Source organism: Streptomyces sp. NPDC092952 (assembly GCF_044754785.1).
GTDB lineage: Bacteria > Actinomycetota > Actinomycetes > Streptomycetales > Streptomycetaceae > Streptomyces.
This window is the reverse complement of record NZ_JBIVPT010000001.1, coordinates 420,666-444,192: the sequence shown is the minus strand read 5'-3', so window position 1 is coordinate 444,192 and position 23,527 is coordinate 420,666. Positions and strand designations below refer to the sequence as shown.

Annotated in this window: 14 protein-coding genes; 9 read left to right on the top strand and 5 right to left on the bottom strand. The window is 74.2% G+C overall.

Annotated features, from left to right (window positions below):
- Positions 1 to 99: 99 nt before the first annotated feature.
- Complete coding sequence (locus tag ACIQGQ_RS01960; protein ID WP_402389481.1) at positions 100 to 882, top strand: DUF4328 domain-containing protein; 783 nt, start codon at positions 100 to 102, stop codon at positions 880 to 882.
- A 52-nt stretch (positions 883 to 934) separates the two neighbouring features.
- On the opposite strand, the gene ACIQGQ_RS01955 is transcribed toward ACIQGQ_RS01960, so the two are convergent.
- The 4 genes from ACIQGQ_RS01955 to ACIQGQ_RS01940 form a co-directional block, all read right to left on the bottom strand.
- A complete protein-coding gene (locus ACIQGQ_RS01955; protein WP_402389478.1) occupies positions 935 to 8,119 on the bottom strand; it encodes a MupA/Atu3671 family FMN-dependent luciferase-like monooxygenase in 7,185 nt (2,394 codons plus the stop codon).
- Entirely contained in the window at positions 8,116 to 11,430 is a 3,315-nt protein-coding gene (locus ACIQGQ_RS01950; RefSeq protein ID WP_402389476.1) for a type I polyketide synthase, read from the bottom strand. The genes ACIQGQ_RS01955 and ACIQGQ_RS01950 overlap by 4 nt, the downstream gene beginning before the upstream one ends.
- The gene (locus tag ACIQGQ_RS01945; protein WP_402389473.1) at positions 11,430 to 12,689 is read right to left on the bottom strand and encodes an MFS transporter; all 1,260 of its coding nucleotides are present in this window, start codon (positions 12,687 to 12,689) and stop codon (positions 11,430 to 11,432) included. Before ACIQGQ_RS01945 ends, ACIQGQ_RS01950 begins: the two co-directional genes overlap by 1 nt.
- A 220-nt stretch (positions 12,690 to 12,909) precedes the next feature.
- Entirely contained in the window at positions 12,910 to 14,013 is a 1,104-nt protein-coding gene (locus ACIQGQ_RS01940; protein ID WP_402389470.1) for a Dyp-type peroxidase, read from the bottom strand.
- Between the two features lie 119 nt (positions 14,014 to 14,132).
- Between ACIQGQ_RS01940 and ACIQGQ_RS01935 the strand changes: the two genes are divergently transcribed.
- The 6 genes from ACIQGQ_RS01935 to ACIQGQ_RS01910 all read left to right on the top strand — a co-directional run bounded on the left by ACIQGQ_RS01935 (position 14,133) and on the right by ACIQGQ_RS01910 (position 20,581).
- Positions 14,133 to 15,455 (top strand): right-handed parallel beta-helix repeat-containing protein, encoded by a 1,323-nt coding sequence (locus ACIQGQ_RS01935; protein ID WP_402389467.1) that lies wholly within the window; start codon positions 14,133 to 14,135, stop codon positions 15,453 to 15,455.
- 50 nt (positions 15,456 to 15,505) lie between these two features.
- Positions 15,506 to 16,333 carry a hypothetical protein gene (locus tag ACIQGQ_RS01930; RefSeq protein ID WP_402389464.1) on the top strand — a complete coding sequence of 276 codons (828 nt, stop codon included), beginning with the start codon at positions 15,506 to 15,508 and terminating at the stop codon, positions 16,331 to 16,333.
- 229 nt (positions 16,334 to 16,562) lie between these two features.
- Positions 16,563 to 19,166 carry an SdrD B-like domain-containing protein gene (locus tag ACIQGQ_RS01925; protein WP_402390292.1) on the top strand — a complete coding sequence of 868 codons (2,604 nt, stop codon included), beginning with the start codon at positions 16,563 to 16,565 and terminating at the stop codon, positions 19,164 to 19,166.
- Positions 19,167 to 19,609: 443 nt separating this feature from the next.
- On the top strand, positions 19,610 to 19,867 hold the full coding sequence (locus tag ACIQGQ_RS01920; RefSeq protein ID WP_402389462.1) for a hypothetical protein: 258 nt from the start codon (positions 19,610 to 19,612) through the stop codon (positions 19,865 to 19,867).
- Positions 19,868 to 19,937: 70 nt separating this feature from the next.
- On the top strand, positions 19,938 to 20,072 hold the full coding sequence (locus ACIQGQ_RS01915) for a hypothetical protein (RefSeq protein WP_402389459.1): 135 nt from the start codon (positions 19,938 to 19,940) through the stop codon (positions 20,070 to 20,072).
- A gap of 71 nt (positions 20,073 to 20,143) precedes the next feature.
- Positions 20,144 to 20,581, top strand: a complete 438-nt coding sequence (locus ACIQGQ_RS01910) for an NUDIX domain-containing protein (RefSeq protein ID WP_402389456.1) — start codon at positions 20,144 to 20,146, stop codon at positions 20,579 to 20,581.
- 54 nt (positions 20,582 to 20,635) lie between these two features.
- Here the strand turns inward: ACIQGQ_RS01910 and ACIQGQ_RS01905 are convergent, their stop codons facing one another.
- A complete protein-coding gene (locus tag ACIQGQ_RS01905) occupies positions 20,636 to 21,217 on the bottom strand; it encodes a Uma2 family endonuclease (protein WP_402389454.1) in 582 nt (193 codons plus the stop codon).
- A 343-nt stretch (positions 21,218 to 21,560) separates the two neighbouring features.
- Between ACIQGQ_RS01905 and ACIQGQ_RS01900 the strand changes: the two genes are divergently transcribed.
- Together ACIQGQ_RS01900 and ACIQGQ_RS01895 are read left to right on the top strand one after the other, a co-directional pair.
- Positions 21,561 to 22,340, top strand: coding sequence for an RNA polymerase sigma factor (locus ACIQGQ_RS01900; RefSeq protein WP_402389451.1), 780 nt, complete (start codon positions 21,561 to 21,563; stop codon positions 22,338 to 22,340).
- Positions 22,319 to 23,452 carry a hypothetical protein gene (locus tag ACIQGQ_RS01895; protein WP_402389449.1) on the top strand — a complete coding sequence of 378 codons (1,134 nt, stop codon included), beginning with the start codon at positions 22,319 to 22,321 and terminating at the stop codon, positions 23,450 to 23,452. Before ACIQGQ_RS01900 ends, ACIQGQ_RS01895 begins: the two co-directional genes overlap by 22 nt.
- Positions 23,453 to 23,527: the final 75 nt, after the last annotated feature.

Sequence of the window (23,527 nt, the reverse complement as noted above, 5' to 3'; positions counted from 1 at the left end):
AGCGCCTACGTTCCGGAAGCCGTGCGGTCCGGGGAGGGGCGCACGCTTCCGCGTGCGCGCCGCGCGTCCGCGTACCGAACCATGGGGGGTTCCGTTTCCATGCTCTGCTCCACCTGCCGTCTCAGACCGCCGGTCACCGGTGACGGACGCTGCGCGCTCTGCGCCGGTGTCCCGGCGGCCCCGGCCTTCCACGCGCCGCAGCAGTACCTGCGCTCGCCCGAGGGGCTGGCCAAGGCCGTCGTCGTCCTGCTGTCGGCGGTCGCGGCGGCGGACGTGCTCGCCGTGGCCGCGGGGGCGAACATGCGGCGGCTGATCACGACCGGGATGGCCGACGGCTACGCGTCGGTCAGCGACGAGGAGGCGGAGCTCGCCGACAACCTGTACGCGGGGGCCGGGGGGCTCCAGGCCCTCGCCTTCCTGGCGACCGCGGTCGTCTTCCTCATCTGGTTCCACCGGGTGCGGCACAACGCGGAGATCTTCGACCGGTCCACGCAGCCGATGCGGCCCGGCTGGGCCATCGGCGGCTGGTTCATCCCGATCGCCAACCTGGTGCTGCCGCGCCGGGTCGCGGGCGGCATCTGGACCGCGAGCGCCCAGACCAACACCGACGGCAGCTGGCGCCATGTCCCGGCCACCGTGATGAACCTGTGGTGGGGCGTCTGGATCTGCTCGCTGCTCTTCTCCCGGTTCGCGCAGCGCAGGTACCTGGCGGCCGAGTCGCCGCAGGAGATCGTGGACGCGACCGGTCTGGTGATGGCGACCGACGCGCTGGACGTCGTGGCCGCCGTGCTCGCCGTCCTCTTCGTCCGCAAGCTCACCCGGATGCAGGGCGAGCGGGCGGCCCTCGGCGTGTACCCGCTCGGTACGGGGCCCGTGGCCTGAACCCGGAACGGACCGGGCGGAGGCGTCCGCGCCCCCGCCCGGTCCGTTCCGGTCAGTCCGCCGCGCCGGCGGGCGGCTGCCCGGTCTCGTCCCGCAGCAGCCGTACATACTCCCGCGTCCAGGACTCGACCGTGGCCCGGTCCCACAGGTCGGCCGAGTACTCCACGGCGCAGTGGAGCACGTCGTCGACCGGGGTCAGCACCAGGGTGAACTCCGACCGGGACGCTGCCGCGGCGATCTCCGTGACCGAGGTGGTGAGCCCCGGCAGTTCGATCCCGGTGTCCAGCGAACTCTCGTAGGCCAGATTGACGCTCAGGGTCTGCGGCAGCACGATGCCCTTGCGCTCCAGCATCGCCGGGGCCACCCGGCGCGGCGGCATGGCGTTCTCCATGCCCAGGATCGTCGTCCGGGTCACCCGGTCCGTCAGCTCCGCGAAGGTCCCGGCGCACGCGTCGCGGACCCGCAGGCCGAAGCCGATGGCCGTGCACCCGACCAGGGACTCGAACTCGCGGCTCTCCCGGCCCGCGTAGGAGACGTTCATCATCACGTCGTCCTGCCCCGACTTCGCCGCCAGCAGCCGGCCGAGCGCCGCGGCGGTCACCACGAAGGGGGTCGTCGCCCGGCGGGCGGCCAGCCGCTCCACGGCGGCCCGGACCTCGGCGTCCACGGTGAACTCGACGATCCCGCCCCGCCCGCTGAGCTGCTCCGGCCGCGGCCGGTCCAGCGGCAGATCGACGGAGAAGGGGGCGTCGACCAGTTCCTCCAGCCAGTACTCCGTGCGGCGCCCGGCGGTCGCCGCGTCGTGGGCGGCCTGCCAGTGCGCGTACTCCAGGTGCTGGGGCGCCTCGGCGGACAGGCCGTGGCCGGTTCCGGTGACGTCCGCGCGGTAGAACGCGGACAGCTCCTTGAGCACCGTGGTCAGGGCCCATCCGTCGCAGGTGCAGTGGTGCACGACGAACAGCAGCACCCACTCCTCGGCGCCGGTGCGCAGCAGCCGGGCGGAGATCATCTCGCCCTCGAAGATGTCCAGCGGGGTCTCGGCCATCAGCTCGGCGAGCCGGTCCGCCTCGGCCCGCCGCTCGGCCCCGGGCAGCGCGGTGAGGTCGTCGACCGGCAGGTCGAAGGGGCGCGGCTCCAGCACCTCCTGCCGCCAGGACTCCGCACCCTCCCGTACCAGCCGCGTACGCAAACCCTCATGACGGTCCGTCAGTTGCTGGAGGGCGGTGCGCAGGGAGCCGGGGGCCAGCGGCCCGGAGAAGGCGATCCGCAGGGCGACGTTGAAGACCTGCGGCCTGGAGTGCTGGGCGTGCACGGTGGCGAAGCGTGCCTGCTGGTAGCCGGCCGGGCCGGAGCGGACGACCCTTCCCGCCCCGGCGCCGTGCACGAACTCCGTCATGGCGCGCAGGGTGGGCTCCTGGTAGAGGCGCGAGAGCGGGTACTCGATGTCCCAGGCCTCCCTGATCCGGTTGACCAGCCTCATCACGGTGAGCGAATGCCCGCCCAGGTCGAAGAGGGAGACGTCCGGGTCGATCGCCGAGGCGGTGAGGTCGAACTCGGCCGCCCAGAGCGCCCGCAGCCCGTCCTCCGCGGCGGTGCGGGCACCGGCCCCCGGCCCGGCCGCGGCTTCCGGCTCCGGCCGGTCGGCCGGGGGGAGCTGCGCCCGGTCCACCTTGCCGTTGGCGGTCAGCGGCAGCTCGTCCAGCACCCGCCAGACGCGCGGCACCATGTACTCGGGCAGGTGCTGGTGGAGTTCCCCGGCCCAGGCGTCCGTACGGTCGTCGCCCGGCTCGGCGGGCACCACGTAGGCGGCCAGGAAGGTCTCGCCGTTGGTCCTGCGCAGGCCGGTGACGGCGGCCCGGCGGACCCCGTCGAGCCGGGTCAGCGCCTGCGCCACCTCCTCCGGCTCGACCCGGAACCCGCGGATCTTCACCTGGTCGTCGGTGCGGCCCACGAAGACGAGGTGCCCGTCCGCCGTCCAGCGGACCAGGTCGCCGGTGCGGTAGTGCCGGTCCTCGGTGCCGGACGCGGGGGTGAACCGCTCCCCGGTGAGGTCGGGCCGGTGCAGATAGCCGGTGGCCACCCCCGGTCCGCCGACGAGGAGTTCGCCCACCGCGCCGACGGGCACCGGCTTGTCCGCCGGGTCCACCACCCGCAGCGAGACGTTGTCGACCGGACGCCCGATCGCGATCTCCTCCGACCCGGGACCCGGCGCGACCGTCCCGGTGACGCACAGCACGGTCGTCTCGGTCGGGCCGTAGACGTTGACCGTCTCGTAGGGGGCCTCGGGGCGGGGGCGGGTCCTGAGCGCCTCGCCGCCCAGCAGCAGATGGCGCAGCGGCGGCTGGTCGGCCGCGGGCAGCCGCAGCACCTCCTCGCCCAGGGCCGTCGGCAGGATGCTGAACGAGATCTTCCGGTCCGCGTACCACCGGGCCAGGGCCAGCGGGTCGCGGCGGACCCGCTCGTCGGCCACGACGAGGGTCCCGCCCGCCGTCAGGGCCGGCCAGACCTCCAGGAGCGAGGCGTCGAAGCTCTGGCCGCAGACGACGGCGCTGCGGTCGTCGGCGGTGAACGCGAACCGCTCGTGGTGCCACTGGCAGAGGTCCACGAGGCTGCGGTGGGTGAGCACGACGCCCTTGGGCGTGCCGGTGCTGCCCGAGGTGTGGACGACGGCGAACGGCGCGGAGGGGGAGACGGCCGCGTCGGGCCCGGCTGCCTCCACCGGACCGGCGTCCGGGGCGACGACGGCGACCGACGCGGGCAGTTCCAGCTCCTTCGCCCCGGCCGCGTCGCTGATCACCGTACGGGCGCCGCTCGCGGCGATCACCTGGGCGGCGCGGACCCGGCCGAGCGACGGGTCGAGCGGCACGTACGCGCGACCGGACCGGGCCACCGCGAGCAGCGCCACGACGAGCTCCGCGGAGCGCGGCAGCCACACCGCCACCACGGGCTCCCGCTCCCCGTCCGCCGGCTGCCCGGCGAGCACGGCGGCGAGCCGCCCGGACCGTTCGTCCAGCTCCCGGTAGGTCAGCACGGCGTCCTCGCCGATCACCGCGGTCCGCCCGGGGTGCTCGGCAGCCCGCCGGGCGACCCAGCCGTGCACGGTGGTGCCGGCGACCGGCCGGACCGGGCCGCGCAGCCAGCTCCCCGGCACCTCGTCGCCCTCGGCCACCGGGCGCGCGAGCAGCGACAGCGGGGCGGCGGGCCGGTCGACGGCGGCGGCGAGCAGCTCGCGGAAGACCGTGAAGAACCGGTCGACGGTGTCCGGGTCGAACAGGTCGGAGTTGTACTCCAGATGGCAGCGGACGCCCTCCGGACGGTCGGTGAAGTACACCGTCAGATCGGTCAGCGCCTTGTCGGGCCCCTCGTCCAGCGCCTCCGCCTCGATACCGGGGAGGTCGAGGCGGAACGGTTCCGCCGACTGGAACTCGGCGCACACCTGGAACACCGGCGTACGGTCCGTCCGGCGCGGCGGCGCGATCGCCCGCACCACCTCCTCGAACGGGGTGCCCGCGTGGTCGTACGCGTCGAGCGCGACGGCGCGCACCCGTTCCAGTAGCGTCGCGAACCCGGGATCGCCGGTCAGGTCGACCCGCAGGGCGAGGGTGTTCACGAAGAAGCCGATCAGCTCCTCGGCCCGCCGCGGCCGGTCCGAGACCGGGATGCCGACGACGACGTCCTCCGCGCCCGTGACCCGGTGCAGCATCGCCGCCCATCCGGCCACCAGGGTCATGAACAGGGTGGCGCGCCGGTCGCGGCCCAGCCCCCTGATCCGTTCGGAGAGGCCGGGGTCGAGGGTGCGGAAGACGGCGCGGCCGGCGGAGGTCATCTCGGCGGGCCGGGGCCGGTCGGTGGGCAGGTCGAGGACGGGCAGGTCGCCGCCGAGCACCCGCGTCCAGTGGGCCAGGTCCCGCGCGGCGTCGGGGCCGCCGGCCGCCGCCCGCTGCTCCCGCGCGTGCTGGACACAGCTCCAGGTCAGCTCGGGCAGGTCGACGGGGGTGCCGTCGCGCTCCGCCCGGTAGAAGGCGGACAGGTCCCGGCACAGGACGGTCGCCGAGGCCGCGTCGACCACGATGTGGTGGAAGGACAGGACGAGGACGTGCTCGTCGGGCCCGGTCCGCACGAGGCGGCTGACGAACAGCGGGCCGTTCTCCAGGTCGAAGCGGCGGGTGCTCTCCGCCGCCAGCACCTCCCGTACGGCCTCCTCGGGCCGGGACGTACCGTCCACCACCGAGAAGTCGGGCCCGGCCGTCTCCCGTACCAGCTGGACCGCCGAGTCGCCGGCCGGGCGGAAGACGGTGCGCAGCCCCTCGTGGCGGTCGACGAGCCGGCGCAGCGCGGTGTGCAGCGCCCCGGTGTCGAGCGTGCCGCGCAGGCGGACGGCCTTGACCTCGTTGTAGGCGGTGCGGCCCGGCAGCAGCCGCTCCAGGAACCAGATCCGCTCCTGGCCGGGGGAGAGCGGGGCGGCCGGGGCGGGAGCGGGGGCGGGGCTGGGGGCCGGGCGCTCGCGGTGGCGGCGGCGCAGGGCGTCGAGCCGGGGGAGTCCGGCGCGCAACTGCTCCCCGGAGACGCCGAAGTCGACCAGGGCGACGATCTCGTCCGCCCCCGCGTCGGTGACCGCCTCGGCCACCGGCAGGACGGTGTCCACCGAGCCGATCAGGGCCCGCTGGTCGCAGTAGCGGCCGTAGGCGCGGCGGAAGACGACGTCCAGGTCGTCCTCGCTGAGCGACCGCAGATCGGTGGTGGCGCCCAGGCTGTGGGTGACCCCGCTGAACAGCGAGAGCGAGGCCCGCATGTACCGGGACATCGGGGCGAACGCCTCGGCCCGGGCGGTGTCGTGGTCGTCGGCGAGGTAGGTGTGCAGCAGGACGGCGACCCGCCCGGCGGCCGGGTCGAGGCCGTGCCGGGCCCGTGCGGCGCGGTAGCGGGCGATGTTCTCCCGGAGCTGGTCGACGTCCTGGGTCATCAGGTTGGTCACGATGCCCAGGTCGTGCGCCCCGGCGCGTTCGAACGACTCGGGGTTGCCGACCACCGCCGTGTAGAGCGGCGGCATCTCCTGGACGGGGCGCGGGAAGAGCCGGACCTCCCGTTCGCCGTCCCCGGTGGTGCGGCGCAGCGGTTCGCCGCGCCAGAGGCTCCGTACCTCCGCCAGCCGGTCGTACATCTCCTGCTTGTGCGGGCCGAAGCGTTCGGGGAAGAAGACGAAGTCGTTGGCGTTCCAGCCGCTCGCGACGCCGAGGCCGACGCGCCCGCCGGAGAGGTTGTCCGCCATGGACCACTCCTCGGCCACCCGGATCGGGTCGTGCAGCGGGAGCACGACCGAGCCGGCGTTGAGGCGGATGCGCCGGGTCTCCCGGGACAGCGCGGCGGCCAGGACGGCGGGGTTCGGGAAGAGGCCGCCGAAGGAGTTGAAGTGCCGTTCGGGCATCCAGAGCGCCTCGAAGCCGTGCTCGTCGGCGAACCGGGCGGCCTCCATGAGCAGTTCGTAGCGGCCCTCCCGCGGGCCGGTGCCGTCCTCCGGCTCCGGGTAGTCGCCGAAGAAGTAGAGGCTGAAGTCCGCCCGGCGCGGCGGGGCGGGGACGGCCGGGGCGGTCGCGGGGGCGGGGGCCGGTGCGGGGGCCGCCACCGGCGCGGGGGCGGTCCGGGCGGGCGCGGCCCCCGGGGCGGGCACTCCGCCCGTACGGAAGAACCCGGCGTTCCGCAGCTCCGTCAGCGACCCCCGTACGGCGTCGGCCACGTGCGCGATGTCGTCGTCGGTGTGTGCCGTGGAGAGGAAGAAGTTGCGCCACTCCCAGACGTGCACGCCGCGCAGCATCAGGTGGTAGTAGAGGAGTTCCATGTCGGCGCGGTGCTCGAAGCGGAACTGGGAGCCGAACCAGCCCATCCGCAGCGGGAACCCCTCCGCCTCGAAGAAGTCGTTGAGCCCGGTGGCCAGTTGGGCCGTACGGGCGTTGAGCCGCTGCTGGAGGCCCGGTCCCCGCTCCTTGAGGTGGGTGAGCACGGCGTGCGCCGCGGTCATCGACACGGGGTGCTGGAGGTAGGTGCCGCCGAAGAAGGTGGTGTCGGCGGTCGGGCCGCTGTCGTCGCCGTAGCTCCAGTAGCCGCCGTCGACCCCGTCCAGGATGTCGGCGCGGCCGGCGATCGCGCCGATGGGGAAGCCGCCGCCGAGGAGCTTGCCGTAGGTGGCGAGGTCCGGGGCGACGCCGTAGAGCTCCTGGGCGCCCCGGAGCGCGGGACGGAAACCGGTCAGCATCTCGTCGAACATGAGCACGATGCCGTGCCGGGCGGTCAGTTCGCGCAGTCTGCGGACGAACGCGACGGGCTGGAGCGAGGGGTGCCGGCTCTGCACCGGTTCGATGATCACCGCCGCGATCCGGGCCGCGTCCCGCTCGATGGCGTGGAGGGATTCCTCGCTGCCGTATTCGAGGACGGTCAGTTCGGAGACGGCGCTCTGCGGGATGCCCCGGGAGACGGGCACGGTCCGCTCCGGGGAGCCGTGCCCGGCGTCCCGGCCCAGCACCTGGTCGGCGTGGCCGTGGTAGGCGCCGGTGAAGGTGACGATCCGGTCGCGGCCGGTGGCGGCGCGGGCCAGTCGGATCGCCGCCGCGTTGGCCTCCGTGCCGGAGTTGGCGAAGGCGACCCGCTCCATCCCGGTCAGCTCGCACAGCAGCTCGGCTGCCCCGCCCGTCTCGACGCTGCGGGGGCCGAGCCGGATGCCCCGGGAGAGGTGCTCGTGCACGGCCTCCCGGACGAAGTCGGGTTCGTGGCCGAAGAGGAGGACCCCGAAGCCCATGGTGATGTCGGTGTAGCCGTTGCCGTCGATGTCCTCGATCCGGGCGCCCGCCGCGCGGCGGGCCGCCACCGGGTAGAGCATCTCCTTGGTCGACCTGCGGTATCCGACGATCGCCCGGCTGTCGGCGAGCCGGCGGCGGTGGCGCTGGGCCAGCTCCCTGGAGGCCGCCGTCCGCGCCGTGTACCGGCGTACGAGGTCGTCGAGGTGGTCCTGCTGGGCGCGGGGCGAGGTGGCGCGGACCATGCCCGCGTCGGGGGAGACCACCACGCGCGGCCCGTGCGCCCGGGGCTGCGGCGGGTCGGACTGCGGCGGGTCGGGCTGCGGCGCGTCGGTGGCCGGGGCCGGGGCCTGCCGGGTGTCGATCCGTGCGCCGATGTCCCGGGTGAGCTCCGCCATGGCGGCCAGCTCCCGGTCGAGGGTGGCGCCGAGGCTCTCCTGCTCGTTCACCGGACCACCTCTCCGTCCGGCACGGCCGGGTGGGCGCCCTGGAGCGCGAGCAGCTGGGAGAGCTGGGAGATCTGGGTGAGCATCTGGAGCTGGATCTGCGACAGCTGCTGGACCCGCCGGGTCAGGTCCAGCAGCTCCTGCCGGGTGACGGAACCGGCGTCCGCGACGGCGGCGTGCGCGACGGGCGGCGCGGAGTCGACCGGCGGCACGGGGGCGACGGCCGGTACGGGGACGACCGGCGGTGCCACGGGCAGGGGCGCGGGCACGGGGGCGGGCACCGGGGCCGGGGCGGGAGCGGATATCGGCCCGGAGGCCGCCGCCCCCGGCTCCCGGGGCAGCCGCGCGGCGACGAGTTCGGCGAGCAGCCGAGGCGTGCCCGTCTCGTCGAACAGCTCCCGCATCGTGACCTTGACCCGGTGCTCCTGCTCGATCTCCCGGAGCACGTTGATCATCAGGAGCGAGTCCGCGCCGAGATCGAAGAACGGGGTGTCGGGGACCGAGGTGAGGTCCTCCCCGAAGGTCCTGGAAAGGACACCGAGGATGCTGTCCAGCAGCCGCCTGGTCTCCGTCGCCTCTGACGTCATGGTGCGTTCCTCTCTCGCCGGGGAAATGGGTGCGCGGGGGCCGGGCGGGGCGCCGACCCAGTGGTGCCGGTGCTGGAAGCGGTAGCCGGGCAGCGGGACGCGCCGCCCTCCGGTGCCGGCCAGGAACGTCTCCCAGCGGAGCTCCGCCCCCGCGCAGTGCAGCGTCGCGGCGGCGCCGAAGAGCGCGGCGAGTCCGGTGGTCCGGTGCAGGGACGGCGTAGCCCGCACCCCGGGAAGGGCGCGGCGGGCCAGACCGCTGAGGGTGGTGTGCGGGCCGATCTCCAGGAGCACGTCGGGCCGTTCACCGGCCAGGGCGCGCAGCGCGGCGTCGTAGCGCACCGGCTCGCGGGCCTGGCGGAGCAGGTACTCCGGGTCCGGTGTCCAGCCGGGCTCGCGGACCCGGCCGTCGAGCGGGCCGACGAAGCGGGTCCGTACCGGTGCGAAGGAGGTCTTCGCCAGCACCGTCGCGAACGCGTCGAGCATCGGCTCCGTCGTCGCGGTGTGGAACGCCCGGTCGACCGCGAGGCGTTCGTACGGGACGGACCGCCCGTCGAGCGCGGCGCACAGCCGCGCCACGTCCGCCACGGGACCGGCCAGCACCTGGGACCGCTCCCCGTTGGTCACGGCGAGTTCCACGCCGGGGTGCGCGGCGGCCAGCTCCCCGGCCGCCTCCCGGGACAGGGCCACCGCCACCATGGCGCCCGGCACGCAGTGGTCCCGCATCAACCGGCCCCGGTGCGCCAGGAGTTCCAGCCCGTCCTCGACGGTCAGCGCCCCGGCCGCGTACAGCGCCGCGTACTCGCCGACGCTGTGCCCGGTCACCGCCGACGGTCCGATGCCCGCCTCCGCCCAGAGCCGGACCAGGGCGCACTGGAGGGCGAACAGGGCGGGCTGCGCCGTCGAGGTCGGCCAGACGGCCCCCGGCGCGCCGGTCCCTCCGCTCCCGTCGAGGAGCCCGGCCAGCAGCGGTTCGCCGGTGAGGCGCCGGTGCGCGTCCTCGCAGGCGTCGAGGACCTCCCGTACGACGGGGAACCGCTCGTACAGGCCGGCCGCGGCCCCCGGGCGCAGCGCCCCCTGGCCGGTGAACTGGAACGCCACCCGGGCGGGCCCGTCCCCCGGCACGACGGGAGCCGCCGCGTCCGCGCGGGCTCCGGGACCGGTGAGCCAGCTGTCGAGGGCGTCGGCCAGCGCGGCCGGGGCGGCGCCCCGGACCGCGATCCGGTGGCGGCCGTGCGAGCGCCCCAGGGCGGTGGTCGTGACGAGATCCGCCGGGGACAGCGCGGGCCGCCGGCGCAGTACGTCGCGCAGTGACCGCGCGTTGTCCACGAGGGCCTCCCGGCTCGTCGCGGAGACCAGGAGCACGTCCGGCGGGGGGACGGCGGCGGCGGGGCGCGGCCCGGGGTCGGGGGCCTCCTCCAGGATCAGGTGGACGTTGGTGCCGCCGACGCCGAGGGAGGTGACCCCGGCCCGCCGGGGGGTGTTGCCGTCGGGCCACGGCTGTGCGGCGGTCGGTGCGTAGAACGGGCTGTCCGCCAGCCCGAGCAGCGGATTGGGCTCGGTGAAACCGGCGATCGGCGGGATCACCCCGTGCTTGAGGACCAGCAGCGTCTTGACGAACCCGGCCAGCCCGGCAGCCGCGTCGAGGTGCCCGATGTTGGCCTTGACGGCCCCGAGGGCGCAGTAGCCGGTCCGGTCGGTGTCCTGCCGGTACGCCGCGCCCGCCCCCGCCAGCTCGATGGGGTCGCCCTTGAGGGTGCCGGTGCCGTGGGTCTCCAGATAGCCGATGGTCCCCGCGCCGACGCCCGCGTGGTCCAGCGCCCGGCGCACGGCCCACTGCTGGCCCCGCGCGCTGGGCGCCGCGAACGCCTTCTTGCCGGAGCCGTCGTTGCACACGCCCCAGCCCCGGACGACGCCGTGCACGGTGTCGCCGTCCGCGAGCGCCCGTTCCAGCCGCTTCAGGACGACGGCGACGACGCCGTTGCCCCCGACGGTCCCGTTCGCGGCCGCGTCGAACGCCCGGAGCCGGCCGGACCTGGAGAGGATGGAGCCCTTGACGTAGTGGTAGCCGAGGACCTGCGGTACGTGGACGGCACTGGCGCCGACCAGGGCGACGTCGCACTCGTCCAGCAGCAGCGACTGGGCGGCGAGCTGCACCCCCACCAGCGAACTGGAGCAGCCCGTCTGCACGTTGACGGCGGGGCCGGTGAGGCCGAGCCGGTAGGCGACCCGGGTCGCGTTGAAGTCGGTGAAGTTGCCGACCATGACCTGCATGCCGGCCAGCCAGTCGCCGATGTCCTCGTTCGGCAGCACGTTGTTGAGCAGGTAGGACTGCATGTTGTACAGGTGGTAGCCAGCGCTGGCGTAGACCCCGATCCGCTTCCCGTCCCGCTCGTCCGGGTAGCCGGCGTTCTCCAGGGCGTGCTGGGCGCACTCCAGGAACAGCCGGTGCTGGGGGTCGGTCAGCCGGGCCTCGCGGGCGCTCATCCCGAAGTGCCGGGCGTCGAACCCGGCGATGTCGTCCAGGACGGCCGAGGCCCCGACGAAGTCGTCGCGCCCGTACTGCTCCTCGGGGACGCCCGCGTCCTTCAGCTCGTCGTCGGTGAAGCGGGTGAACCGGTCCTCGCCGTCGCGCACGACGCGCCACAGCTCCTCCGGGGTGTCCGCCCCCGGCAGCCGGAAGGCCATCCCGACCACGGCGAGACGGGGGTCCGGTGCGCGGCCGTCCATCAGGTGCTCCCTTCGCGTACGACGTCGCCGCCGGGTCCGTGCGACGGTTCGGGTCCGCCGGCCGCCGGGGCGCGGCGCAGCACGAGCAGGGCCAGCAGGGCGACACAGAGGACGATGGCGAGGCCGTGCAGGCCGGCGACCACCCGGAACGGGGAGAAGGACTCCAGCAGCGCCCCGCTGACCAGCATCCCCAGCCCGAACCCGGCGTTCTCGGCCGAGGCGGAGAGCCCGAAGAGGCGCCCGCGCTGCTCGTCGGGGACCGCCTGGAGCCGGGACACGTAGACGACCTCGGTGAACCCGTCCGCCACCCCGGCGACGAGCGCCGCGGCGAGCACCGGCACGGTCGGCAGCCCGCTGAACACGACGATGAACGCCGCCGACATGACGCAGGCGCCCACCGCGAAGGCCCGCTCGCCGAAAGTGCGCCCGGTCCGGCGGGTGTACCGGGACAGCGCCTGCTGGGCGATGATCGTGCCGACCGCCCAGACGGCCCAGAACCGGCTGACGAAGGTGGCCGGATGGGCGGGGTCCAGCAGGCTGGAGTAGACGGGCAGCGCGACGTTGTGCGAGGAGGAGCCCAGCCCGTCGACGGCCCGCACGGCGATCATCGCCACCAGCAGCGGCGCACCGGCCCACAGCAGCCGCAGGGACGCGGACGGGGCGCCCGGCGTCGCCTCCCCGCCGCCCTCGGACGCCTCGGACCGGGCCCGCGTACGGATCGGCAGCGACATCAGCACCGAGGCGGAGACCAGGAACGTGGCCGCGTCCAGGGCGAACGCCACCGTGTACCCGAGCTGTGCCACCACCACCCCCGCCGAGGCGAAGCCCGCGATCATGGCGAGGGAACGGCCGGTGACCAGCAGCCCGTTGGCGCGGGTCCGGTGCTCGGCCCCCACGATCTCCGGGATGCTGCTGCGCAGCGCGACCTGGGAGAGGGTCGAGCAGCTCCCGGTGACCACGGCCAGGCAGTACAGCAGCGAGACCCGGCCGGCCTCCGGGGCCAGCAGCAGCGCCAGGAGCGCCAGCGCCTGTCCGAGGTCGGCGCCCACGATGAGCCGCTTGCGGTCGTACGACGAGACGAGCCGCCCGCTGACGAAACCGGCCGCCACGCTCGTCCCCAGCCGCACCGCCATGAAGAGTCCCGCGGCCAGGGCGCTGCCGGTGACGTGGTAGACGAAGACGTTCAACGCGACCATGTTCAGGTAACTGCCGTACGCGGAAACACCGTTACCGAGAACGAGCAGCCGGAAATGCTTCATGCGCGACCTTCCGGAAGGCACGGGAGGACCGGGCGCCGGCCGCCCGCCGCCCCGACCTCATGGTCCGGACCGAACGCCCAACACCCCTTCTGTCCCGTGGGGTTCACTGATTCGCACGCGTACCTGCCAACACGGTCAAGCTTTGCCCGCCGGCCGAACGGCGACAATGCGCCAACGGCATACCACCGGTGTTCTGCCGGTCGCCCGCCGGACGGGCCGGTCAGCGCAGCAGGTCGCCGAGGGCCCGGCCGGGGGCCGGGGCGGGGAGCACGTAGCCCACGGCGGACGCCCGGTGCTCGACGAAGGCGTTCATCGCGTCGGCGGCGGCCAGGCGTTCCTGGACCCGTACGAAGAGGGCCGGGTCGCGCAGATAGGCGAGGAAGAGCAGCCCCCGGTCGCCGGGGCCGTCGTCGTAGGAGTAGCCCCGGCGCAGCATCCGGGCGCCGCCGTCCAGACGCGAGTGGGCGAGGCGGACGTGGGCGTCGGCGGGGACGTCGTAACGGCCCTGCGGCGACTTGGCGTACAGGTCCACCGGGTCGTGCTCGTGGCGCCCGCCCAGGGGCGCCCCGCCGGTCCGGTGGCGTCCGACGATCCGCTCCTGCCGGGACACGGGCAGGGCGGCGAAGGCGTCGACGGCCATGTGGATGCGCCGGTAGACGAGGTAGGTGGAGCCGTCGTCGTGCCAGACCCAGCGGGCGAGTCCGTCGCCGGCCGGGTTCTCCGTGCCGTCCTTGAAGCCGAAGAGATTGCGCGGGGTCCCGCCGGCGGGGTGCGGCGGCAGGAACCCGTACTGCCGCCAGCGCGGGACCAGCACCCCGGCGGCGCTCGCGGTGAGCCGGGCGGCCGCGCGGTCGCAGGCGGCGGCGGTCGGCCCGCAGAGCTGGACCAGTACGTCACCGCCGCCGCGCCGGGCGTCGAGGCGGTCGCCCGGGAAGGACGGCAGCTCCCTCAGCCGGGGCGGGGCGGTCAGACCCAGCGCGCGGTACAGGCCGGGGCCGGTCGCCACGGTCGGCGTCACCCCGGGGACCGGCCGGGACGCCTGGCCGGCCCACCAGTCGGACAGGACGCGGCGGACGGCCGCCGCCCCCGGGCGGGCCGGGGCCAGGTCGTGGGCGATCAGCAGGACGTGGGCGGGCTGGGCGGTGGCGATGCCCGGCTGGGTGCGGAGGGCGGGCCGGCCGCCGCGCCCGGGGACGACGGAGCCCTTGGTGTCACCGGCGGATTCGCGGGCCGGGTCACCGGGGGCGGAGGTGCCGCACGCGGTGGCGGCGGCGAGCGGGGAGAGAAGCAGCGTACGGCGGCGGGGAGGGGGCGCAGTGGTCACCGGGGCTCCAGGACGGTGGCGGGGAGCGCGGCCGGGACGGAGCACGCGCCAGGATCCGCCGGGCGGCGCGGCGTGACGATACACCTTCCGCCATGAGATCTCTTGTCATGAAATGTCGGGTGAACGGCCCACGGGTGCGTCCGCTGTGGAGTGCCGCGCCGGCCGCACTGGTCACGGTGGTGCTCCTGGCCCTGTCCGGATGCGGTTCCACCGGTGCCGACGCGAAGCCGGGGCCCTCCGGGCCGCCGGCCGTGCTGCGGGTGCCCGGCCGGTACCCGTCCATCCAGGCGGCCGTGGACGTCGCCCGATCGGGGGACGTCGTGCTGGTCTCATCGGGTGTTTACCACGAGGCGGTGACCGTGCGCCGCCCCCGGGTGGTGCTGCGCGGCGAGGACCGCGACGGGACCGTGGTCGACGGGCAGTTCCGGCGCGCCAACGGCATCACCGTCACCGGTCCGGGTTCGGTGGTGGAGAACCTGACGGTCCGCAACCACCTGGCGAACGGCGTGCTCTTCACCGGGGTCACCGACGAACGCCTCCAGGGAGTGGGCGCCGGCGGCGAGGGCTACGACCCGCTGGACACCGTGAGGTTCCCGCCCCTGAAGGGCTTCCGCGCCTCGTACGTCACCGCGTACGACAACGCCCTGTACGGCATCTACGCCTTCGACGCGCGCGGCGGCGTCATCGAGGACTCCTACGCCTCCGGGCAGGCCGACTCCGGGATCTACGTCGGCCAGTGCGACCCCTGCGACACCCTCGTGCGGAACAACACGGTGGAGCACAACGCCATCGGCATCGAGGTCACCAACGCCTCGCGCGCGCTGTACGTCGTCGCCAACACCGTGCGCCGCAACCGGGTCGGCGTGACCGTCAACTCCAACAACCTGGAGGCGCTGGGCCCGCAGCACGAGGCGGTGATCGCCGGGAACACCGTCACCGGCAACAACGACGACCTCGGCCCCGAGCAGGCCGACGGCGGCTTCGGCATCGGTATCGGCATCGGCGGCGGCACCCGCAACCGCGTCGAGCGCAACCGCATCGAGGACCACCGGGTGGCCGCGCTGCTGCTGCGGGACGTCCAGGGCTACCCCGTACGCGGCAACAGCGTCCGGGAGAACGCGATCGGCGGCGGCACCGGGCTGGTCCTCGCCGCCGCCCGGACCGGGGGCAACTGCTTCACCGGCGGCGGCCCGGCCACGACCAGCCCCCGGCCGCTGCCGTCCGCCGTCACCTCCTGCCCGGGCCGGGACGTCCCGCTGGCCGTTCCGGGCACCACCGCCCCGGTGCCGGTGCCGCCCGGGGTGTCGTTCAAGGAGGTCGCCCGGCCGCCCGCCCAGCCGCGGATGCCGGACGCGCGGACCGCCCCGGCCCGCCCCGCCGTGAACCTGCCCGGCCCGGTCGACCCGGCCCGCTACCGGCTCCCGGCCCCGGCCGCCGACTGAACTCCCCGGCCGCCGCCCCATCCCCCCGAGCCGATCCGGAGAACCCCCTGGTGCCCGTACCGCCCCGTCCCCGGTGGACCTCCCTGCCGAAGAAGCCGCGCGTCGTCCTGCTCGCCCTCGCCGGACTCGTCCTCGTCGGCGCCGCGGTGTTCCTGGCCCTGCCCCATCAGGAGGGGCCGCGCCCCGTCACCCTCGACGAGGCCCAGCGCCTCGCGATGACCCGCTTCACCCTGTACGAGGCCGGAACCGTACGGGTCGACACCACCGTCGAGGCCGGCGGGGGCACCACCACGGTGCACGGCCTGGTCGACTTCCGTACGCGGCACGCCGTCGGCGGCTACACCGCGACCCGCGCCGGCGGCACCGAGACCGGGCTCATCGCCTGGGACACCACCGGCCTCGCGGTCGCCCCCGGACCCGCCTCCGCGCCCGGACCCGGCGGGATGGCGGCGACCGTGCGGGCGGCGGCCGCCGTGCAGCCGCGCTCCTGGTCGCCCCGCGCCTACACCGGGGACCCCCTCGACAGCGCACTGCGCCTGGTGATGTCCCTGGCGGCCGACCGCCCCGACAACCCCCAGCTGCTCACCCGGGCGGGCCCCCGGCACCTGCGCGAGGAGACCCTCGGCACCACCGCCTACGCGGTCCTCTCCGGCCCCCGGCGCGGCGGCGGCCCCCGGGACGGCCGCTCGCCGCTGACGTACTGGGTCGACGGAGCGGGACGGCTCGGCCGTCTGGAGGCCGTCATCGCGTCGCTGCCGGACCCGGCCCGGATGGAATTCGCCCCCGGACCGGCCGGCCTGCACGTCCCCACCCGGCCCTGGCCGGGGGAGTCCGGGCCCCCGCCGTCGATTTCCTCCGGCCGTTCGGGAGCCCGGTAAAGCATTCCTTCGTGGAGTGTCGCGGCGGAAAGGGATCGGAAGACCCGGATAATGCCCGCACCCCGGGAATTAGGGAAAACGGCCCCGGGGAAATTTCTTCGGAGCGCCCTTCCGGGTACTTGTCCCCCTTTCCCTCGAAGGGTGATTGAGTATCGATTTGCTTTCCGCTTACATGCGGAATTGATCCGTTGTTCCCGTGGAACCACAGAAGGGCTGACGTGTGGCAACGATGAAGGGCAGAGCGGCCGCCGGATCCAGGGCCGGGTCCAGGGCCAGAGGCCTGGTGGCGCTGACGGCGGGCGTCGCGGTCACCGCCGTGCTGCCGGTCGCCCCGGTGGCGGTCGCCGACGCCGGGGACGGCAGCCTGACGGTGCGTGTCGTGCGCGAGGTCAACGCGAACGGCCGGTGGGACGACGTCCTGGAGCCCGGAATGGGCGGGGTGAAGGTGGTGCTCACCGACACCGCGGGCGCCTCCCTCACCGGCACCACCGGCGCGGACGGCACGGTCCGCTTGGAACCGGGCGACCGGCTCACGGGCGGCAAGTACCGCGTAGAGGTGAAGAACCCCGGACCCGGAGTCCTCTTCCCGGGATTCGCCCTGCCCAAGGACGATCTGAGCGACCCGAAGGCCCTCTCGTCCAACGTCGAGTTCGTCGACCTGTCCGGCGGCCGGAACGCCGAGGTGACCACCTCGTTCTGGAACCCCGCCGACTACTGCCAGAAGAACGCCGACCTGGTCACCGCCTGCATCAAGAGCGACGTACCGGGAATGGCCGACCCGGACACGGCGCGGACCCTGGTCACCCACCCGTACAACGCGCGCGGCACCGACGCGCAGACCACGGATCTCGCCACCAAGGCCCAGACCGGTTCCCTGTGGGGCATCGGGTACAGCAAGCAGAACAAGTGGATCTTCTCGTCCGCCTTCGCCAAGCGCGGTGCGGACTACGGGCCCGGCGGCCCCGGCGCGATCTACCTGAGCGACCGCACCACGGGGGAGCTGACCCGGTTCACCACCGTGCCGGACGCCGGGACCACCACGCACGACCCCGGCACCGACATGGACCTCGCCTTCCGCACCGCGGTCGGCAAGGAGTCACTGGGCGACCTCGACGTGAGCGAGGACGGCAGGGACCTGTACGTCGTCAACCTCAACGACAAGAGGCTCTACCGCTACGACGCCACCAGGAAGACCGCGGCCGCGCCCGAGGTGTCCTACCCGATCCCCGACCCGGGCTGCCCCTCCGCCGACGACTGGCGCCCCTTCGGCCTCGGCATCCAGGACGGCACCGTCTACGTCGGCGGCGTCTGCTCCGGCGAGTCCACGCAGGACCGCGACGACCTGCGGGCCGTCATCCGCACCTTCGCCCCCGGAACCGGCACCTTCACCGGCACGGTGATGGACGAGAAGCTCACCTACCCCCGGGGCAAGGTGAACGGCCCCGGACCCTGCTTCGGCGACAAGTGGTACCCCTGGCGCACCACCGTCCCTGACACCCAGGACGGCGTCGACTGCAAGTCCGCCCAGGTGGACGGCCGGGAGGTGCCGAACCCGACACCGCTGCTGTCGGACATCGTCGTGGACACCGACGGCGAGCTGATCCTCGGCTTCCGCGACCGCTACGCCGACCAGTACGGCACCTTCATCGCGTACGAGGCGGGCAGTCCGCGCACCGTGCAGACCTTCGCGGGCGGTGACCTCAACCGCGCGTGCCGGCACGGCGGCCTGTTCGTCCTGGACGGCAACGGCGGCTGCCGGAACAACGCCACCCCCGCCAACAGCGGGAACCAGGCGCCGGACGTCAAGGAGTTCTACCCCGGCGACTTCCGGCTCGGCGGCTACCACCAGGAGGTGGCCCTCGGCGGTGTGGCCCTGTCCAAGGTCGAGGACACCGTCGCCTCCGGGGTGTACGACCCCGTCGAGGTCGCCCACACCTCGGGCACCGGCCCGTTCAACCGCGCCGACGGCACCGTCGGCGCGGGCATGGGCAACCAGCTGACCAGCTCGTTCGGCAAGGCCGGCGGCCTGGGCGACCTCGAAGTGCTCTGTGACGAGGCGCCGTTCCAGATCGGCAACCGGGTCTGGTACGACAACGGCAAGAACATGAAGGACGGCCGCCAGGACCCGGACGAGAACCCGGTCGTGGGCGCCACGGTCAACCTCTACGACCACACGGGCCGGAAGATCGCGACGACGAGGACCAACGCGCGCGGCGAGTACTACTTCGACTCCACCCTGGTCAAGAACGTCGCCCCCGCGGACTGGGTAGCCGGCCGCGAGTACGAGGTCCGGCTCGACGACCCGGCCGACTACGCCCCCGGCGGCCCGCTCGACGGCTGGATGCCGACCCAGTTCGACCAGGGCGACCCGGCGGCCAACTCCAAGGGCCGGCCAGGCCCCGGCGAGAACGCCTACCCCTACGCCGACGTCACCCCGGGCGGCCCGGGCGAGAACGACCACGACATCGACTTCGGCTTCATCCAGCCGACCAGCGTCATCGTCAGCAAGAAGGACGACGGCACCGGCAAGCCGCTGCCCGGCGCCGTCTTCCAGCTGTGGCGGGAGACCAACGGCCGCCCCGGCCTCCAGCGCACCGGCCCCGACCCCGACACCCGGCTCGACGCGGGCTGCGCGACCGGCCCCGACGGCACCTGCACGTTCACCCGCATCCAGGTCGGCTCCTACTACCTGGTCGAGACCGACGTGCCCGAGGGCTACGAGCTGCCCGAGAACCCCGTGACCCCCCTGGAAGCGACCACGCACAACTGCAAGGACAACCCGGTCCGGATCACCCTCACCAACAAGCGCGGCGAACCGGGCAAGGGCAAGTAGCGGCAGCCCCTGTCTCCCGTTCCGGGCCACTCATCAAGCCCGGTCGAAGGCGCCGGCCGGCGAACCCGGCCGGTAGCCGTCTTCCGCACGACAGTCGCCCCCGCACCGGATCTCCGGTGCGGGGGCGACCGCGTGGTCGGCGCCGGTGCGTCGCGACCGGAAGGACCGGTCCCCGGCTTCGGCCGGGGGCGCGCCGGAGACGGCGGCCAGGGCAATGACGGGAACGAAGGAGAAGCGCTCGCCGGCGGGCGTGCCTCTCCTGTGCATCTGGAGTGCCTGCCCCAAGACCGGCGGATCCGCTGAAGGTACTCCGTGCCGCGGCGGGCGCAGGTTGGCTGACGAGGACCTGGCGGCCGAGCTCACCCGGCGGTTGCCCGGGGAGTGACAGGGCCCGCCCGAGCCACCACACTGATGCGATGGGGAGACAGAGCCAGTCAGTGCCTATGACCACGACCGACTCACCCTTGACAGGGCGTGAGATAGCGCAGAGTTGGCTGATCTGGGGGGCCGAGGCCCAGGATCTCACCGGGGCGTACTCCCACCTCGAGGCGATAGCCGCGAGCCAGGCGGCCGACGCCGTGATCGCGGTGCGGTTCGTCGCGGCATCGGACACGCACACGAGGACCGGCCTCTTCACTGACGAGTCGATCGAGACTCTGAGGGTCTACCAGGGATACGGCACCGCTGTCCGGTACGCATGACTTCGCTCCCCGTGTTCAGTCCTCTGGTAACGAGTGGCCCGAAGCCGGCCCCGTGAGGGCGGGCATGTGGGTGAACACCGTTCTCCCCGGCGCGATCCAGGCCGACGCCGAGAACGCCCACTACCGCGACGCCCCGAGGACCGGATCACCCATCAGCGCGTTCCCCGCCGGAGGCAGCCCGCAGACGTTGCCGCCGCGAGCGTGAGTCCCGGGCGCGTGAGCCAGGCAGGATCCGGAGACACGTTCCAGACCTCCACCGGCAAGGAGCCCGAACCCATGAAGCAGCGCGTCCGCGCCGTCCTCGTCACCCCCGGCGGCACCACCCTCCTGATGAAGCGCGTCCGCCCCGGACGAGATCCCTACTGGATCGTCGTCGGAGGCGGCGTCGAGGACACCGACGCCGACCACGAGGCCGCGCTCCTGCGTGAGATCCGCGAGGAGATCGGGGGCGAGGCGGAGATCGTGCGCCCGTTCCGCCAGCTGGAGAACGCGTCCGGCGAGACCGAGCACTTCTACCTCGCCCGCGTCGGAACGTGGAACTTCGCCGACCGCAGCGGCCCCGAGTTCCAGCGGGACGACCGAGGGGAGTACATCCTCGAAGAGTTCCCCCTCACCACCGAGGCCCTCGCCGGACTGAACCTGCTGCCCGAGGAGATCTCCGTCGCCCTGTGCCGGGCCCTCGACCGCGGCGACGACCTGCTCGCCCCGGCGTAACCACGGAGTTCCGCTCTGCCCCTCGCAGGCATGGGCGCCCACGCGGCGGTTCTTTCAGCCTCTTCGGCGGGGCGTGAGCGCGTCGAGGTCGACATCGATCCCGAACGGCACCGGGCGCCGGAGGGAGCCCCGGAAGATGCCCGCGGGCGCATAGGCGCCCGTGGGCCGGTCGAGTTCGTAGACGTGGACGGCGGGGCTGCCGTCCTCGTCCTCGACGCACCAGTAGTGCGGGATACCGGCCTCCGCGTATTTGTGGAGCTTGACCGTACGGTCGCGGTGGGCGGACTCGGGGGAGACGACCTCCACGACGAGCTTCACGTGCTCCGGCGCGTACCAGGTGCGGTCGGGGTCGTAGGGCAGGTCCGTCAGCAGGAGGTCGGGCTCGGGGCGGTTGCGGGCGTCGAGACGGATCGTCATCTCACGTTCGACCTCGATGCCGGTCGGTGCCTGTGCCATGAGCGTCATGGTCAGGGCGGTGACGAGACGGCCGTGCCAGGACCGCTGGGGCGACATCATGAAGACGAGGGCTCCGTCGATCAGCTCGGTGTGGCGCGGGGCCTCGGGAAGACGGTCCAGGTCCTCCGCGAACCAGCCCTCCGCGCGGGGCGGGCGCATCCAGTCGGGCAGTGCGGTCATGCCTTCACGGTAGCGGCTGTGCCCACGGCGGGCCCGGTGCTCCGTGGAGCCCCGGCCGCCCACCACGCGAGCGTCCGCGGCGTGGGGCGAAATGAAAACGACCGGGGCCGCCACCCCCCACAGGAGAGGCCCCGGTCGTCTTCCCGGGGACGTGGAACGACCCCGTACTCCACTCAGCGTCGCCGTCGCGATTTCTGTCACACCACACCGGGGCGGCGGAATGTTGCGGGTTGTACAAGACGTGGACGCGGGCCCCGCCGAGGACGTAGCGTGCTGAGTCGCGCGGCGTGGCGCGGCAGTGGTGACCAGCTGCGATTCAGAACAGCAGAGCAGGGTTGAGGGAGTGCTGGGGGACGACGCGGAGCTGACCGCCGCGGTGCTCGCGGCGCAGGACGGGGACGAGGACGCCTTCCGTGCTGTGTACCGCGCTGTGCAGCCGCGGCTGCTGGGCTACATACGGACGCTGGTGGGGGAGCCGGACGCCGAGGACGTGGCGTCCGAGTCGTGGCTGCAGATCGCTCGGGACCTCGACCGGTTCAGCGGCGACGCCGACCGCTTCCGCGGCTGGGCGGCGCGGATAGCCCGCAACCGCGCGCTGGACCACATACGGATGCGCGGCAGACGCCCCGCGATCGGCGGCGACGAGTCGGAGCTGACCGAGCGGCCCGCCGAGTCCGACACCGCGGGCGAGGCGATGGAGGCCCTGGCCACCGGCCGTACCCTGTCGCTCATCGCCCAGCTGCCCCGGGACCAGGCCGAGGCCGTGGTGCTCCGGGTGGTGGTCGGCCTGGACGCGAAGAGCGCCGCGCAGACGCTGGGCAAGCGCCCCGGCGCGGTGCGCACCGCCGCACACCGTGGCCTGAAGCGGCTCGCCGAGCTGCTGCGCTCGGACGACGACACCACCGGCGACGGGGGCGTCCCCGGCGACGGCGCGGGCGCCCGCCACGCGCACGTCCACCCGCATCCGGCCCCGCACGTACACCCGCATCCGCACGCGCAGCAGGGCCCGGTGGCCCGGACGGCGGAACTCGACGGGATGCCCGCCCAGCGTCCGGCCCGCGACGGCCTGGTGGCGCCGGCGGGTGTGACGCATTCGCGTCCATGGACGCAGAAGGACATGTGATGGCCGACGAGCGGTACGAATGGCTTGACAAGGAAACCGCGGAGCGACTGCTCCGGGGTGAGCCGGTCGACCCCGTCGAAGGCCCGTCGGGCAGAGATGCCGAGAGGCTGGCGGCCGCGTTGGAGGCCGCCGCCCGCACCGCCCGCCCCGCCACCACCGAACTGCCCGGCGAGGCCGCCGCGCTGGCCGCCTTCCGCGCGACGCCCCGGGCCGCGCGGGCGCGGGGCGCCGCCGACGGTACGGATGTCCGGGCCGGGACGCTGGATCCGGTGCGCATCGGGCCCGCCCCGGCCGCCGTTCTCGGGCGGGCGCGCCGGGCTCGCTGGAGCCGTCCGGTCCGACTCGGGCTGGTCGCCTCGTTCGCGGGGTGCGCGCTCGGCGGGGTGGCCGTGGCGGCGGGGACCGGGATCCTTCCGGTCCCGTTCGGCGGGAGCGCGCAGCCCGCCAGCTCCGTATCGGCCGCGGCGACGCCCGAGGGGCTCGCGCCGGACCCCGCCGGGGAACCGCCCGCGAAGCCGTCCGCCTCCCCGGACACCACCACGTCCCCCGCCAGTCCCTCCGCCCCCGGCCACGCGTCCGGCGGACCGGACCGCCCGAAGGGCCGGGGCGACGACGACGGCCAAGGCGGGGAGAAGGACGACGGCGGCGGCCGTACGCCCGGCTCCGCCGACAGCCACCGGACCGGCCGGCCCGTGACCCCCGGCACCAACGGCTGGTACGCCAAGGCGGTCCAGGCCTGCCGCGACTACCGCGACGGGAAGCTGGGCGAGCAGCGCAGGCGCCAGCTGGAGGAGCTGGCGAAGGGGGCCGCCAACCTGGACCGGTTCTGCGACCGGCTCCTGGGGGAGTCCGGGGACGAGCAGGACGACAACAAGGGCGGCGGCAGCGGAAACGGCAACGGCAACAACGGGAACGGCAGCAGCGGAAACGGCAGCAACGGCGCGGGCAGCGGCCGGGGCGACGGCCAGGGGGACGACGAGGACGAGGGCCGGAACAGCGGCATCGGCTACACCGCGTCGCCCACCCCGTCCGGAGTCCCCGGTGACGCCGCGGCGTCCGGCTCCCCGGTGCCGTCCGGGGCCGTGGACACCCTGTCGGCCCGCGGGGTGTGACACTTTTCGGCCCCGTGACGCTGAACAGAATGAGCCGACTGGTCATCGGCCGCGCAGTGAGCCGGGGTTCCCCCC

Bases quoted from the DNA above. Each gene is read 5' to 3' on its own strand.
- ACIQGQ_RS01945 (WP_402389473.1), bottom strand. From the start codon at position 12,689: ATGAAGCATTTCCGGCTGCTCGTTCTCGGTAACGGTGTTTCCGCGTAC.
- ACIQGQ_RS01895 (WP_402389449.1), top strand. From the start codon at position 22,319: ATGGACGCAGAAGGACATGTGATGGCCGACGAGCGGTACGAATGGCTT.
- ACIQGQ_RS01950 (WP_402389476.1), bottom strand. From the start codon at position 11,430: ATGGACGGCCGCGCACCGGACCCCCGTCTCGCCGTGGTCGGGATGGCC.
- ACIQGQ_RS01910 (WP_402389456.1), top strand. From the start codon at position 20,144: ATGAAGCAGCGCGTCCGCGCCGTCCTCGTCACCCCCGGCGGCACCACC.
- ACIQGQ_RS01925 (WP_402390292.1), top strand. From the start codon at position 16,563: ATGAAGGGCAGAGCGGCCGCCGGATCCAGGGCCGGGTCCAGGGCCAGA.
- ACIQGQ_RS01920 (WP_402389462.1), top strand. From the start codon at position 19,610: ATGACCACGACCGACTCACCCTTGACAGGGCGTGAGATAGCGCAGAGT.
- ACIQGQ_RS01960 (WP_402389481.1), top strand. From the start codon at position 100: ATGCTCTGCTCCACCTGCCGTCTCAGACCGCCGGTCACCGGTGACGGA.
- ACIQGQ_RS01905 (WP_402389454.1), bottom strand. From the start codon at position 21,217: ATGACCGCACTGCCCGACTGGATGCGCCCGCCCCGCGCGGAGGGCTGG.